Genomic DNA, 13,981 nt, shown 5'->3' on the forward strand with positions numbered 1-13,981 from the left:
TATGCATGTAGGGTTTGTGTATGCAAGTTATCCCGCCGGTCCATCATCTTGGCTATGTGGTCGACGAGCTCCGCGCCGGCGTCGAGGCCTTCGCCCGCGACTTCGGCGCCGGGCCCTTCTACGCCATCGAGCACGTCGCCTTCGACGAAGTCACGTTCGACGGCGCTCCCGCGGTCTATGACCACTCGTCCGCCTTCGGTGCGTGGGGTCCGATCCTCGTGGAGCTCACACAGGTCCACGAGGCGCAGCCGCACGGCCTGGAGCGCGCCCTCACGCCGGCCGGCGCCGGCCTCGGGCACGTCGCGTGGCTCGCCGACGATCTCGACGACGAGGTCCGGCGCCTGCAGGCCGCGGGGCTGCGCCCCTTCCACACCGGCCGGAGCGGGCCGGTGTCCGCGGTGTGGTTGGAGGGTGCACCGTTCGGTCACCCCGTGGAAGTGCTGCAGCGCGTCCCGGAACTCCTCGGTTTCTACGCGATGCTGCGCGAAGCGGCCGACGGTTGGGATGGCAACGACCCGTTCCGCCTCGCGCCGGCCCCGTCCCCCGCGGTCTAGCCGAGCGCGCTACGCGCCCGCCGGCTGGCGGTCGCGTTGCAGGGCGCCGCCGCCGAAGTGCTTGTCGTGCTCGGCCGTCATCCGCATGAACGGGTAGACGATGTTGCGCATCTCGTCCTCGTAGGCGCCGATCGCTCCAAGCAGGTCCTGCTCGCCGCGGCCGAAGGCTTCAAGGCGCCGGCAGAGTGCGCCTGCGTCGCGCAATGACAGGTTGGCACCCATGCCCAGCGTGGGCAGCATGGCGTGCGCGGCATCGCCGATCAGCGTCACGCGCGACGGTGTCCACGGGTCGGGCGGGTCGAGGCGCCCGAACGGGATCGAGAACATCGATTCGAGGTCGATGCGCTCCACGATGCCCCGCAAGGCGGGATGCCAGTCGCCGACGACCTGTTGCATCGAAGTGCGCAGCATCGGCGCCGTTTCCGCGGTCCACTCGCGTGCGGGTGGGACGACGGTGCCGGGCATGAGGCTGCAGCTGACCATGATGTACGGCTCGACGGCGTCCAGTTCGACGTCCGGCGCGAGGTCGGCAGGCGCGTCGGCGATCGTGCGACGCGGCTGGAACGGGCCGAGCAGCAGGCGGTTGCCCCGCATGTCGGTGACGATGATCACGCCCTGGAGCAGGAGCTCAGGCAGGTCGGCGATGACATCGGGCGGCAAGGGGGAGCGTCCGTACACGCCGATGCCGTCGACCGTTGCCTCGATGACCTGCGCCGCGGGGAGGCGCTGTGCGCGGATCGCGGAGCGGATGCCGTCGGCGCCGACGAGCACGTCGCCCTCGGCGGTGCTCCCGTCGGCGAGCACGAGCCGGACGCTGTCCTCCAGCTCTTCATAGCTCGCCGCGGGGCTGCCGAGCTGGACGGCGTCCTCGATGCGCGCGAGGAGGATCTGGCGCAGCGTGCGGCGGTGCACGCCGGTGTGCGGGCGGGGCCCGTCGTTGGGCGGGCCGAGGTGCGGCTGCGCGCTCAGCTCATTGAGCCGGCTGTCGAGGACGATCGACTCGCGGCGGGTCGGCGTGGCACGCGACGTCTCGAGGTACAGCTCGTACAGGTCGTCGGGTAGGCACGTGCGCAGGCCTTCTCCGCCGAAGGCGTTCATGTGCAGCATGTAGCCCGTGCGGCGGCGGTGGTCGGGGTCGCGCTCGAAGACCTCGACGGTGTGCCCGCTCTTTCGAAGCCCCTGGGCGAGGCAGAGCCCGCTCAGTCCTCCGCCGGCGATCAGGACGTGCAGCGGTTTCTCCATGCGCAAACTGTACGCAGTTATGCGCTTCGTATGCAAGTCGGAGGCCGTCGACGTCGTGCATCCCACACTAAAAACTGGACACACTTGTGCAAGTGTGTGTACAGTTGGCGTGCCGGCCGCGGTCGCCGGTAACCGAGGAGAGAGCCACTTGACTGCCCTACTGAGCGTCGACGCGCTGCGCGTCACGTACGGCGGTGTCACCGCCGTCAACGATGTCGACTTGACCGTCCCCGAGGGGAAGGTCGTCGGCCTGATCGGCCCCAATGGCGCCGGCAAGACGTCGACGATCGACGCGCTCACCGGCTACCACGCGCCCTCGCACGGCACCGTCGTGTTCGCCGGCGACGACATCACGTCGCTGCGTCCGCACCTGCGGGCGCGCCGCGGCCTCGTCCGCACCTGGCAGTCGGTCGAGCTCTTCGACGATCTGACCGTCGAGGAGAACCTGCTGGTCGCCAGCCAGCGCATGGGTGTGCTCCAGGCACTGCGCGACCTGCTGCTCCCGATCGCGACGCACGGACGCGAGGACGTCGACTGGGCGCTCGAGCTCTGCGGGCTGACCGACGTCGCCGATCGGCTGCCGACGGAGCTGTCGCATGGCCGCCGCAAGCTCGTCGGCGTCGCCCGCGCGCTGGCGCAGCGCCCGCGGCTCGTGCTGATGGACGAGCCGGCCGCCGGCCTTGACACCGATGAGTCGATCGAGCTCGGAAAGCATCTGCGCGGCCTGCCCGAACAGGGCGTCACCGTCCTGCTCGTCGACCACGACATGGGGCTGGTGCTGAGCGTCTGCGACGAGGTCGTCGTGCTCGACTTCGGCCAGGTCATCGCGCGCGGCACACCCGAGCAGATCCGCAACGACGACGCGGTGGTCGCCGCCTACCTCGGCGGCCACAAGGAGGAGTCGCATGCCTGAGGCGCTGCTGCGCGTCGAGTCGCTCGACGCGGGATACCAGGGCTCGCCGGTCGTCCGCGATCTCTCGCTGCACGTCGATCGCGGTGAGGTTGTCGCGCTGCTCGGCCCCAACGGCGCCGGCAAGACGACGACACTCGGCACGATCGCCGGGCTGCTGCCGTGCATCGGCGGCGCGGTGAAGCTCGACGGCGAGGACATCGGCGGCGTGCGCGCGTACAAGCTCGCGCGCCGCGGCATCTCGCTCGTGCCCGAAGGCCGCTCGCTGTTCTTCGGCCTGACCGTCCGCGAGCACCTGAAGCTGGCCGAGACCAAAGGGAGCCTCCAGCGCGATCAGCTGCTCGAGCTGCTGCCCGAGCTGAGCAAGTGCCTGGACCGCAAAGCGGGTGTCCTGTCCGGCGGCGAGCAGCAGATGCTCGCGGTCGGTCGCGCCCTGGTCAGCGCCCCGCGGCTGCTGCTGGTCGATGAGATGAGCCTTGGCCTGGCGCCCGTGATCGTCGAGCGGCTCCTGCCGATCCTGCGCCGTGTGGCCGCGGACATCGGCGCCGGCGTGTTGTTCGTCGAGCAGCACGTCTCGCTGGCGCTCGAGGTCGCCGATCGCGCGTACGTGCTGAGCCACGGGCGGCTCGTGCTCGAGGGCGCCGCCGCGGACCTGCGCGGCCGGCGTGAGCTGTTGCGCTCCAGCTACCTGGGCGATGCCGCGGTCGCGGCCGCCTGAACCAACGGATCGAATGAGGAGAGACATGAAGACGACCGGGAATTGGATGGCCTGCTTCGCGGCCGTCGCGGCCGCGGGCGCAGTGCTCGCCGGGTGCGGAGGCGACGACTCCTCGTCGTCGGCGAGCAAGGGCGACTCGAGCGCGCCGGCAGCGACCGCGACGCCTGCGGCGGCGGCGCTCGGCAGCGAGAACAAGGCCAGCGGCACACCGATCACCGTCGGGCTGCTCAACCTCGAGTCCGGGCCGGTGGCCTTCCCCGAGTACAGCGCGGCGGCGAAGGCCGCTGTCTCGTACATCAATGACTACAAGGGCGGGATCGGCGGCCATCCGGTGCAGCTCGAGCTGTGCGCGACCGACGGCCAGCCCGCGACCTCGGCGCGCTGTGCGGGCCAGGTGGTCGACAAGAAGCCGGCGTTCATCCTCGGCGGCGCTGACATCGGCGGCCCCGGCTCCTTCCCGATCTATGAGAAGGCCAAGCTCGCCTACCTCGGCGGCGTCCCGTTCACCCCGGTGGAGAGCAACGCGCCCAACTCGGTCGAGTTCATCTCGATCTCGATCGGCGACAACCTCGCGGCCGCCAAGTACGCCGTCGATCAGTTCCATCCCAAGAAGGCCGTCGTGTTGTACACCGACAACACGCAGGGCAAGGCCATCGGCGTCGGCGTGATCACCCCCTCCCTGAAGTCGCAGGGCGTGGACACCAAGCCGATCCCCGTGCCGGAGAGCACCGGCGACCTCTCGTCCGTTGCGGCCTCGGCGATCCAGGCTCAGCCCGATCTGATCTACGTCAACACGCCCAACGCCTGCCCGCAGATCCTCAAGGCCCTCAAGGCGGTCGGCAACACGGCGAAGCTCGCCGGCATCGAGCTCTGCACGGCGCCGCCTGCACTCAAGGCGGCCGGTGACGCGGCGGAGGGCATCTTCGTCGCCGACCCGTTCGATTCGCTCGACGCCGGCACGGACGACACGAACCTGTTCCTCGCGGCGATGCAGAAGTACGGCGGCAAGGCCGTCGTGCTCGACTCGCTCGCCCAGGCCGCGTTCAGCTCGGTGATGAATGTCCAGGAGCGCCTCAACGACGTCAAGGACCTCAATACCGACGCGATCCTCGGCGCCTTCAAGGACGGGCAGAGCCACCCGAACTTCATGGCGCACGAGTACACGTGCGACGGCAAGCAACTGCCGGCCAACGCCGCCATCTGCAACGCCTATCAGCGGATCAAGACCGTCAAGGACGGCAAGGTCATCCCGGCGACCGACGAATGGGTGAGCGGCGCCTCCAACTACCAGCCGGCGACGCACTAGTCCTCGAGACGGCCCCCGACCATGTCCTCCTATCTGCTCTTCCTGATGCTGGGGCTCGGCTCGGGCGCCGTCTACGGGATCCTCGCCCTCGGCCTGGTGCTCAAGTACCGGGCCGCGGGCGTCGTCGACTTCGGCCACGGCGCAGTGGCGATGTACGTCGCCTATGTGTTCCTGAGCCTGCGCAGCGACGGTCTCCTCGAGCTGCCCTGGATCGTCCTCCCGCACGAGATCGACCTCGGTGCGCCGGTTGCGACCGGCCCGGCGATGGTGATCGCGCTCGTCTATGCCGCGCTCCTGGGCGCGGCGATGTACTGGGTGATCTACCGGCCGCTGCGCAGCGCCACTGCGCTGACGCGGGTCTGTGCCTCGGTCGGCTCGATGCTCGCGCTGCAGGGGATCGCGGTCCTCAACTTCGGGACCACGGCGAAGTCGACGCCGTCGATCCTGCCGTCCTCGCCGATCCAGCTCGCGGGCGTGACCGTGCCCTCGGACCGCCTGTGGTTCGCGGCGATCGTGATCGTGGTCGCGGCGGTCCTGTCGGTCGTCTATCGGCGCACGCGCTTCGGGCTCGCCACGCGGGCGAGCGCCGAGAACGAGCAGGGCGCCGCGCTCGTCGGCCTGTCGGCGAACCGCATCGGGCTGGGCAACTGGGTGCTGGCGACGGTCCTCGCCGGGCTCGCCGGGATCCTGATCGCGCCGGTCTCGACCGTGGACCCCTCGTCGTACACGCTGTTCATCGTCCCCGCGCTCGGCGTCGCACTCGTCGCACGCTTCACGTCCTTCGGCGTCGCCGCTGCGGCCGGACTGGCGCTCGGCATGCTGCAGTCGGAGATCACGAAGTTGCTCGCGGTCTGGGAGTGGTTGCCGCAGCAGGGCCTGCCGCAGGCGCTGCCGTTCCTGCTGATCATGGTCGCGATGACGCTGCTGTCTCGCGGCGTGGGAGCCAGGGGCGCGGTGGGCGAGGCACGCCAGCCCCTGCTCGGGCGGCCGACCCGTCCCTACGCGACCACGCTCGCGTGCTTCGTCGTCGGACTGATCGTCCTCGTCTCACTGCACGGATCGCTCCAGGCGGCCTTCATGGCCTCGCTGGTGACGATCTGCCTCGCGCTTTCGCTCGTGGTCCTGACGGGCTACGTCGGGCAGGTGTCGCTCGCGCAGATGTCGTTCGCGGGGGTGAGCGCGTTCGAGCTGACCCACCTCGCCGGCGGCGCCGGCATCCCGTTCCCGTTCGCCCTCGTGCTCGCGGCGCTCGTGGCCGTTCCGCTCGGTCTGCTGATCGCGCTCCCGGCCCTGCGCATCCGCGGCGTCAACCTCGCGGTGGTGACGCTGGCGGCGGCGTTTGCGATCGATGCGCTGATCTTCAACGACGAAAGCTTCAGCGGTGGACTGCGCGGGAGCGACGTGCCGGTGCCGGCGGTGCTCGGCGACAGCGCGGTGCGGCTCGGAATCTTCCTGCTGGTCGTCGTCTGCCTGGTCGGCCTGCTCGTCGCCCGGCTGCGCAACGCGCCCGCCGGCCGCATGTTCATCGCCGTGCGCTCCAACGAGCGTGCCGCGGCCGCGGTCGGTATCGACGTCGCGCGGACCAAGATGCTCGCGTTCGGGCTGTCGGCGTTCATCGCCGGTCTCGGCGGCGGACTGTTCGCCTACCAGCAGCAGACGGTGTCGTCGCCGTCGTTCGGCGTGTTCACGTCGCTGGCGCTGCTGGCCATCGTCTACGTCGCGGGCGTCGGACGCATCTCGGGCGCCGTCGTCGCCGGGATCATGCTGTCGAGCACCGGCCTGCTGGTCACCGCGCTCGATCAGTGGCTGAACATCGGCAAGTACCAGGCGGTCGTGGCCGGGGTGCTGCTGACGCTGACCGCGATCAAGCAGCCGGACGGAATCGCCGCCAGCCCGCCACCGCCGCTCGTCAAGCTCGGCGAGTTCGTGACGCGACGCCTCTCGCGCCGGCCGGCGTCGCCCCGTCCCGCCGTCGAGCGATGACCCAGAACACCGGAGGAAGTCCGATGAGCACGACCATGACCATTCCGGAGTCGGCCCTGGACCCGTTCTCGGACGCGGCGCTGGCGGACCCCTGGGCGATCTATCGCGAACTCCGTGACGTGGGGCCGGTCGTGCGCCTGCCTGAGTACGACCTCCACGCCGTGATGCGCTTCGAGGACGTCCGCCGCATCCTCGGCGACTGGCAGACGTTCTCGTCGCTGTCGGTCGGGCTCAACTCGGTCTTCAACGAGATGGCCGGGCAGAGCGTGGACACGAACCTGTTGATGGCGTCGCCTCCACAGCACCACCGCCTGCGCGAGGTGTTCGGCGCCGACCTCGCACCGCGGCGGCTGCGGGAGAAGGTCGAGGGCTTCGTGGTCGAGCGCGCCGACGCCCTGGTCGACGAGCTCGTCGAGCGGGGTTCGTTCGACGCCGTCAACGACCTCGCGCGCCCGTACGTGATGGGCATCATCTACGAGCTCAACGGGCTGCCGGAGAGCGGGCGCGACCGCTTCTTCGAGTGGGCGGGCGCGATGTTCAATGCGCTGGGCCCGATGAACGCGCGGGCGCAGCAGGGCCTGCAGAGCGTCGGCGAGATGTTCGGCTGGCTGCACTCGCAGGCCGGCCGCGACCAGGTGACACCGGACAGTTGGACCGCCCACATCTATGACGCCGTCGAACGGGGGGCGATTCCCGGCGCGACCGCCCACGAGTTGCTGTCGACCTACATCGCGCCCGCGCTCGATACGACGACGCACTCGCTGGGCTGGGCGATCAAGCTGTTCGCCGAGAACCCTGACCAGTGGCATGCGCTCAGGGACGACCCCGAGCTGATCCCCGGCGCCTACCGCGAGATCCTGCGCATCCAGGCGCCGGTGCACCACTTCGGCCGGCGCGTCGAGGAGGACGTCGAGATCGACGGCGTGCGAGTGCCCGCGGGCGCGCATCTGATGGTCTCCTACGCGTCGGGAAACCGCGACGAGCGGTACTGGGAGCGGCCCGACGAGTTCGACATCACGCGTGACAACACCCGTCAGCTGGCGTTCGGCTACGGCGTGCACGCATGCATCGGTCAGGGCCTGGCGCGCGCCGAGGGCCACGCGATCCTCGCGGCGCTCGCGCGGCGCGTCGAGCGCTTCGAGGCGGGCGACGGCACGCCGTTCCTGAACAACCTGGTGCACGGACTCGACTCGCTCGACGTGCGCGTCACGAGGGGCTGACATGAGCATCGCCGGCGTCGACATCGACCTCTTCTCCACCGCGGTCCTCGAGGAGCCGTGGGCGGCCTACGCGGCACTGCGCGAGCGGGGGCCGGCGGTCTACCTCGACCGTTACGGCGTCTGGGCGATCCCTCGCTACGACGAGGTGTTCGCCATGCTGCGCGACCACCAGACGTTCTCGTCGGCGCCGGTCCCGGCCCTGGAACCCGAGCGACCGGACATGGAGGCCGCCCGCCACTCGATCCTCGGCAGCGATCCGCCGCGCCACACGACCTTGCGTGCCGTGCTCTCCGAGCAGCTCTCGCCGCGCGCGTTGCGGACGCTGCGAGCTGACATCGAGACGCAGGCGGACGCCGTCGTGGCCGGGCTGGTCGAGCGGGGGACGTACGACGCCGTGCAGGACCTCGCCCGGCGGTTCCCGGTCGAGGTCGTCGCTCGGCTCGTCGGCCTTCCCGAGGACGCGCGCGAGCCCCTGCTGGCGCTCGCGGACGCGGCGTTCAACACCTTCGGGCCCGCGAACGAGCTCACGCAGGCATCGTGGTCGCGGCTGCCGGAGATCGGCGGCTATATCGCACAGGTGATGACGCGCGAGACGATCGCGCCGGGGAGTTGGGGTGCGGCCGTCTATGCGGCGGCGGACCGCGGGGACATCTCCGAGCCGGACGCGATCCAGATGATGAACGCGTTCATCGTCGCCGGGATGGACACGACCGTGAACTCGATCGGCAGCGCGATCTGGCTCCTCGCCGAGCGTCCGGACACGTGGGCCGCGCTGCGCGAGGACCCGTCGCTGGTGCGCTCGGCGTACGAGGAAGCGCTGCGCTACGAGTCGCCGGTCAGCTTCTTCTGCCGCGGCGTGACGCGCCCGACCGAGGTCGGCGGCGTGCAGCTCGACGCCGGCGATCGCGTGATGCTGCTGTTCGGGGCGGCCAACCGCGACGAGCGCCACTACGCGGACGCCGATCGCTTCGACGTGCGCCGCAACCCGCTCGACCACGTCGCCTTCGGCGGCGGCATCCATGGCTGCGCCGGCCAGGGCCTTGCCCGGATCGAAGGCCCGGCGGTGCTGGGCGCGCTCGTCCGGCACGTCGAATTCCTCGAGCTCGCGGGTGAGCCGTCGCGGCATCTCAACAACGCCGTCCGCGGACTCGAGCGCCTACCGATCGCGACGAGGACGAGCTGATGCGCGTCGAGGTCGATCGCGCGCGCTGCGAGGGACACGGGATGTGCGAGGACGCCTGCCCGGAGGTCTTCCGACTCGACGACGACGGCGAGCTGGAGATCCTGATGGACCGCATCCCGGACGAGCTGCGGCGCAAGGCCGAAAGCGCGGTCCGCCTGTGCCCGGTGGCCGCGCTGACCGTGCGTACCGACTGATGGACCGTGTCGTCGTCGTGGGCGCGTCGCTGGCCGGTCTTACCGCCGCGGATGCCCTGCGCGTGCAGGGCTACGAGGGCGCGATCACGATCGTCGGCGGCGAGTCACACGCGCCGTACACCCGCCCGCCGCTGTCCAAGGGCGTGCTGACGGGGGCGGAGCCGCCAGAGACGGTGCGGCTCGTCCCGCCGGAGGATGACATCGAGCTGCGCATCGGCACGACGGCGGTGGCGCTCGACCGCGAGCGGCAGGTCGTCGAGCTCGAGAATGGCGAACGCGTGCCCTACGACGGGCTCGTGATCGCGACCGGTGGTCGCGCTCGCTCGCTCGTTGCGCCTGACCAGACGGGTGAGTACCGGCTGCGGACGCTGGACGACTGCCTCGCGTTGCAAGCGGCCTTCAGGGCGCGGCCGAACGTGCTGATCGTCGGCGCCGGCTTCCTCGGGATGGAGATCGCTTCGACCTGCCGCGTGCTCGGGCTTGACGTGACCGTCGTCGATCGCGAGCCACCGCTGCAACGCGTTCTCGGCGAGTACCTCGGCCGCCTGATCACCGAGGCGGCGCTCGATGCGGGCGTGCGCATCAAGGTCGCCGCCGGCGACGCGCGGCTGCTCGGCAGCCCTGTGCACGGCGTGCAACTCGGGGATGGCAGCGTCGAGGAGGGTGACATCGTGATCTCGGCGGTCGGCGACGTCCCCAACAGCGGGTGGCTGGGCCTCCGCGGGCCAGTGGTCGTTGATGATCGCTGCCGGGTTGCGCCTGGCATCGTGGCCGCCGGCGATATCGCGGCGGTCGGCGGCCTGCGCACGCCCCACTGGGCGAGCGCCGTCGATCAGGCGCGGGTGGCGGCGGCCGCGCTGCTGCACGGCGACGCGGCACCGGCGCTCAACGCGGTGCCCTACTACTGGACCGAGGGCCACGGGCTCGAGATCAAGGTCTGCGGCCCGCTGCCGGTCCACGGCGAGCCGGTCGTCCTCGAGGGCTCGGTGGCCGAGCGAGACGCCGTCCTGCGCTGGCCGGAGGCCGCCGCGACGATCAACCACCGCATGCCGCTGGGCAAGCTCAAGCGCCTTGCGGCGCCGCGGGAGGTCGCGCTTCCATGACGACGCTCCACGCGCCGTCGACGTCGCGCGACCTCTACGACGACGCGACCCTCACCGACCCCTACTCGGCGTACGCCGAGCTGCGCGGGGCGGGCAGCGCCGTCTATCTCGAGCGTCACGGCGTCTACGCGCTGCCACGCTACGCCGAGGTGCGCAGAGCGCTGGGGGACTGGGAGACCTTCTCGTCCGCCGCGGGCGTCTCGATCGCGCCCCAGTTCGACCGCCTGTACGCGGGCTCGGTGATCGCCTCCGACCCGCCAGAGCACGACGTCCTGCGCTCCGTGCTCGCCGAGCGGCTGGCGCCGCGCGCGCTGCGGCCGCTGCGCGCGGACATCGAGGCCCGCGCCGACGCGCTCGTCGCCGAGGTCGTCGCGCGCGGGTCGTTCGACGCCGTCGCCGACCTCGCGCAGGTCTTCCCCGTCAGCGTCGTGGCCGACCTGGTCGGCGTCCCGCAGGAGGGGCGCGAGCGGTTCCTGGACCGCGCGAACCGGAACTTCAACCTCTTCGGCCCGGCCAACGAGCGCGCGCTCGACTCACTCGGCGTCCACGACGAGAGCCTCGCCTACGTGCGCGAGCACGCGACGCGGGACCGGCTCGCGCCGGGCAGCTTCGGCGCGACCGTGTACGAGGCGATCGACGCCGGGATCGTGTCCGAGCGCCAAGGCCTGCGGCTGCTGATGACCTACCTGTTCGCCGGGATGGATACGACGATCAACGCGATCGGTCACGCGATCTGGCTCTTCGCTCGCCAGCCGGAACAGTGGCGTGCGCTGCGCGCCGATCCGTCGCTGGTGGGTCCCGCGTTCGAGGAGGTGCTGCGCCTGGAGTCCCCGGTTCAAGGCTTCGCGCGAACGGTCCGGCGCGACGTCGCGTTCGATGACGCGCGGGTGCCCGAGGGCGCTCGCGTGCTGCTCCTCTACGGCTCGGCCAACCGTGACGAGCGCCGGTGGGCTGACGCGGACCGTTTTGACATCCGAAGAGACGCTTCGGGGCACGTAGCGTTCGGCTACGGGGTCCATGGATGCGCCGGCCAGGGCCTCGCCCGCATCGAGGCCCACGCGATATTGAGCGCGCTCGCACGCCGCGTCGAGTCCTTCGAGTGCGGCACCCCGCAGCGGCGGCTCAACAACGCCGTCCGCGGACTGGCGGCGCTGCCCACGACGGTGGTCCCCGCGGCATGACCGTCGCGCTCGACCATGCCGGCCTGTCGGTCGGGGACCTCGATGCCGCGGCAGCGTTCTACGGCCGCGTGTTCGGGTTCGAGGCGGAGTTCCCGTTCGTCCTCGGCGAGATCCGTGGCGTGATGCTGCGGTTGGAGACCGGCGGGCGGCTCGAGCTGTTCGAGCGCCCGGATTCATCTGGCGGGCTGCGTGCGGAGAGCCCGATCGACGCGCTCGCCACCCGCGGCTACGGGCACTTCGCGGTCAATGCGCCTGACATCGACGCGCTGTTCGCGCGGGCGCTGGAAGCGGGTGCGGTCGAGAAGGTCTCGCCGCGGCCGTCGCCCGAGCCGGGCGTGCGCTTCGCGTTCCTGGCCGACCCGGAGGGCAACCTCGTCGAGCTGGTGGAGCGGGCGTGAACCGCCTCGCCGGCAAGGTCTGCTTCATCACCGGCACCGCGGGCGGGCAAGGCGCCGCGGCGGCCGCGTTGTTCGAGGCCCAAGGCGCCGTCGTCGTCGGGTGTGACATCAAGACCGACGGGATCGACCTCGCCGACCCGGAGCAGGCGGCGGCGTGGATCGAAAGCGGCGTCGCCGAGGTGGGGAGGATCGACGTGCTCTACAACAACGCGTCCGCGACCCGCGTGGGTCCGTTCGACGAGCTGACGTGGGACGCGTGGCAGTTCACGCTGCGCAACGAGCTCGACCTGATCTTCACGGTGACCAAGGCCGCCTGGCCGCACCTGCAAGCGAGCCGGGGGCTGATCATCAACACCGCGTCGGTGTCCGCGTGGCGCGGCGCGGTCTTCCAGGAGCAGGCCGCGCACGGCGCCGCGAAGGGCGGCGTGCTGGCGCTGACGCGGCATCTGGCCGCCTCGGGTGCGCGCCACGGCATCCGCGCGAACTCGATCTCGCCGGGATTGATCGTGACGCCGCAGATCGCCGAGTTCTTCGAGGACCCGTCGCATCCGATGCACGGGATGCGCGAGTCGCACCCGCTCGGCCGGCTCGGGCAGCCGGAGGACGTCGCCAAGGTCGCGCTCTTCCTCGCCTCCGACGACGCGGCGTACCTGAACGCGATCGACATCGTCGTCGACGGCGGGCAGTCGGTGATCGTGTGATCGCGCCCGGCGATCCGGGGTTCCGCGAGGCGGCCGTGGGGCGGGTGTTCAACGCGCGCAAGCCGTCACGCACACCCGCCGGCGTCGTCTTCCCCGAGACCGAGGCCGAAGTGGTGGACGCGGTGCGGCTCGCCCGTACGCGCGGCCGGCAGGTGTCGATCCGCTCCGGCGGGCACAGCTGGGCGGCGTGGAGCGTGCGCGACGGCGCGCTGCTGATCGACCTCGGCGGCATGCGCGAGCTGACCTTCGACGCGGACACCGGCATCGCCACGGCGAGCCCCGCGGTCAAGGGCGGCGTGGAGCTGACGCCGTTCCTCGCCGAGCACGGGCGGATGTTCCCCGGCGGCCACTGCGAGACGGTCGGCCTGGGCGGCTTCCTGCTGCAGGGCGGGCAGGGCTGGAACAGCCGCCGCTGGGGCTGGGGGTGCGAGAACGTCGTGGGCATCGACGTCGTCACCGCGGACGGCGAGCTGGTGCACGCCAACGAAGCGCAGCACGCCGACCTCTTCTGGGCCGCACGCGGCTCCGGCCCCGGCTTCTTCGGCGTCGTCACCCGCTTCCACCTGCGCACGCATCCCGCCGAGCCGATGTTCCACGACACGCGGGTCTTCGCCCTCGACGACCTCGAGCCGCTGCTGCACTGGCTCCATGACGTGCTGCCCCAGCTCGGCGTCGCGGTCGAGCCGGTCGTCGCCGCCACGCGGGTGGGGCGACCGGAGACGGTGCTGTTGCTGCACACCACGTTCACCGGCGACCAGGACCCGCTGCTCGACACCGTGCCGTGCCGTGCGCTCGAGCACTTCCACGGCCCGACGACGATCGCGGAGGAGAACGTCGCGATGACCCTGCAGAACCCCGAGGGCTATCGCTACGCGGCGGACTCGCAGTGGACCGACGCGGACGCGGCGACGCTGTACCCGCTTCTCCGCGACCTCTACGCGGAGTTGCCCACCGAGCACTCGTTCTCGATCTGGTACGGCTGGGCGCCGGCCCGCCGGCTTCCCGACATGGCGTTCTCGCTGGAGCGCAACGTCTACCTTGCGACCTACGCGATCTGGTCCGACGCCGCCGCCGACGAGCGCCATCGCGACTGGGTCCACGGCCACCACGCGCGGCTGGCGGAAGTGGGGGACGGGGTCTATCTCGGCGACTCGGACTTCTCGCGGCGCCCCGACGCCTTCATGGCCGAGCCCAACCGCGCGCGCCTGGAGGAGATCCGGGCACGGCGTGATCCGGACGGACTGTTCGTGAGCTACGAGATGGGCCGATGACGACGGCACGGCCAGCT

General features: G+C 71.0%; 14 protein-coding genes. 13 read left to right on the plus strand and 1 reads right to left on the minus strand.

The window, feature by feature from the left end; translation table 11 throughout:
• Window positions 1-20: 20 nt before the first annotated feature.
• Window positions 21-554 carry a VOC family protein gene (locus OM076_RS02170; protein ID WP_270037715.1) on the plus strand — a complete coding sequence of 178 codons (534 nt, stop codon included), beginning with the start codon at window positions 21-23 and terminating at the stop codon, window positions 552-554.
• 9 nt (window positions 555-563) lie between these two features.
• Here OM076_RS02170 and OM076_RS02175 read toward each other — a convergent pair whose 3' ends face one another.
• Window positions 564-1,796, minus strand: coding sequence for an FAD-dependent oxidoreductase (locus tag OM076_RS02175; RefSeq protein ID WP_270037717.1), 1,233 nt, complete (start codon window positions 1,794-1,796; stop codon window positions 564-566).
• 148 nt (window positions 1,797-1,944) lie between these two features.
• Between OM076_RS02175 and OM076_RS02180 the strand changes: the two genes are divergently transcribed.
• The 12 genes from OM076_RS02180 to OM076_RS02235 are packed head-to-tail and all read left to right on the plus strand — an operon-like array spanning window position 1,945 to window position 13,964.
• The gene (locus tag OM076_RS02180) at window positions 1,945-2,709 is read left to right on the plus strand and encodes an ABC transporter ATP-binding protein (RefSeq protein WP_270037718.1); all 765 of its coding nucleotides are present in this window, start codon (window positions 1,945-1,947) and stop codon (window positions 2,707-2,709) included.
• A complete protein-coding gene (locus tag OM076_RS02185) occupies window positions 2,702-3,424 on the plus strand; it encodes an ABC transporter ATP-binding protein (RefSeq protein ID WP_270037719.1) in 723 nt (240 codons plus the stop codon). The genes OM076_RS02180 and OM076_RS02185 overlap by 8 nt, the downstream gene beginning before the upstream one ends.
• Window positions 3,425-3,449: 25 nt before the next feature.
• Window positions 3,450-4,730: an ABC transporter substrate-binding protein gene (locus OM076_RS02190; RefSeq protein ID WP_270037720.1), complete on the plus strand. Its 1,281-nt coding sequence runs from the start codon at window positions 3,450-3,452 to the stop codon at window positions 4,728-4,730.
• A gap of 21 nt (window positions 4,731-4,751) precedes the next feature.
• The gene (locus tag OM076_RS02195) at window positions 4,752-6,713 is read left to right on the plus strand and encodes an ABC transporter permease (protein WP_270037721.1); all 1,962 of its coding nucleotides are present in this window, start codon (window positions 4,752-4,754) and stop codon (window positions 6,711-6,713) included.
• Window positions 6,714-6,748: 35 nt separating this feature from the next.
• Entirely contained in the window at window positions 6,749-7,933 is a 1,185-nt protein-coding gene (locus OM076_RS02200; protein ID WP_270037722.1) for a cytochrome P450, read from the plus strand.
• A gap of 1 nt (window position 7,934) precedes the next feature.
• Window positions 7,935-9,116, plus strand: a complete 1,182-nt coding sequence (locus OM076_RS02205) for a cytochrome P450 (protein ID WP_270037723.1) — start codon at window positions 7,935-7,937, stop codon at window positions 9,114-9,116.
• Window positions 9,116-9,310, plus strand: coding sequence for a ferredoxin (locus tag OM076_RS02210; RefSeq protein ID WP_270037724.1), 195 nt, complete (start codon window positions 9,116-9,118; stop codon window positions 9,308-9,310). The genes OM076_RS02205 and OM076_RS02210 overlap by 1 nt, the downstream gene beginning before the upstream one ends.
• Complete coding sequence (locus tag OM076_RS02215) at window positions 9,310-10,413, plus strand: NAD(P)/FAD-dependent oxidoreductase (protein WP_270037725.1); 1,104 nt, start codon at window positions 9,310-9,312, stop codon at window positions 10,411-10,413. The genes OM076_RS02210 and OM076_RS02215 overlap by 1 nt, the downstream gene beginning before the upstream one ends.
• Window positions 10,410-11,594, plus strand: a complete 1,185-nt coding sequence (locus tag OM076_RS02220; RefSeq protein WP_270037726.1) for a cytochrome P450 — start codon at window positions 10,410-10,412, stop codon at window positions 11,592-11,594. Before OM076_RS02215 ends, OM076_RS02220 begins: the two co-directional genes overlap by 4 nt.
• On the plus strand, window positions 11,591-11,992 hold the full coding sequence (locus OM076_RS02225) for a VOC family protein (RefSeq protein ID WP_270037727.1): 402 nt from the start codon (window positions 11,591-11,593) through the stop codon (window positions 11,990-11,992). Before OM076_RS02220 ends, OM076_RS02225 begins: the two co-directional genes overlap by 4 nt.
• Window positions 11,989-12,693: an SDR family NAD(P)-dependent oxidoreductase gene (locus OM076_RS02230; RefSeq protein ID WP_270037728.1), complete on the plus strand. Its 705-nt coding sequence runs from the start codon at window positions 11,989-11,991 to the stop codon at window positions 12,691-12,693. Before OM076_RS02225 ends, OM076_RS02230 begins: the two co-directional genes overlap by 4 nt.
• Window positions 12,690-13,964 carry an FAD-binding oxidoreductase gene (locus OM076_RS02235; protein WP_270037729.1) on the plus strand — a complete coding sequence of 425 codons (1,275 nt, stop codon included), beginning with the start codon at window positions 12,690-12,692 and terminating at the stop codon, window positions 13,962-13,964. Before OM076_RS02230 ends, OM076_RS02235 begins: the two co-directional genes overlap by 4 nt.
• Window positions 13,965-13,981 lie beyond the last annotated feature (17 nt).

The organism is Solirubrobacter ginsenosidimutans (assembly GCF_027587205.1).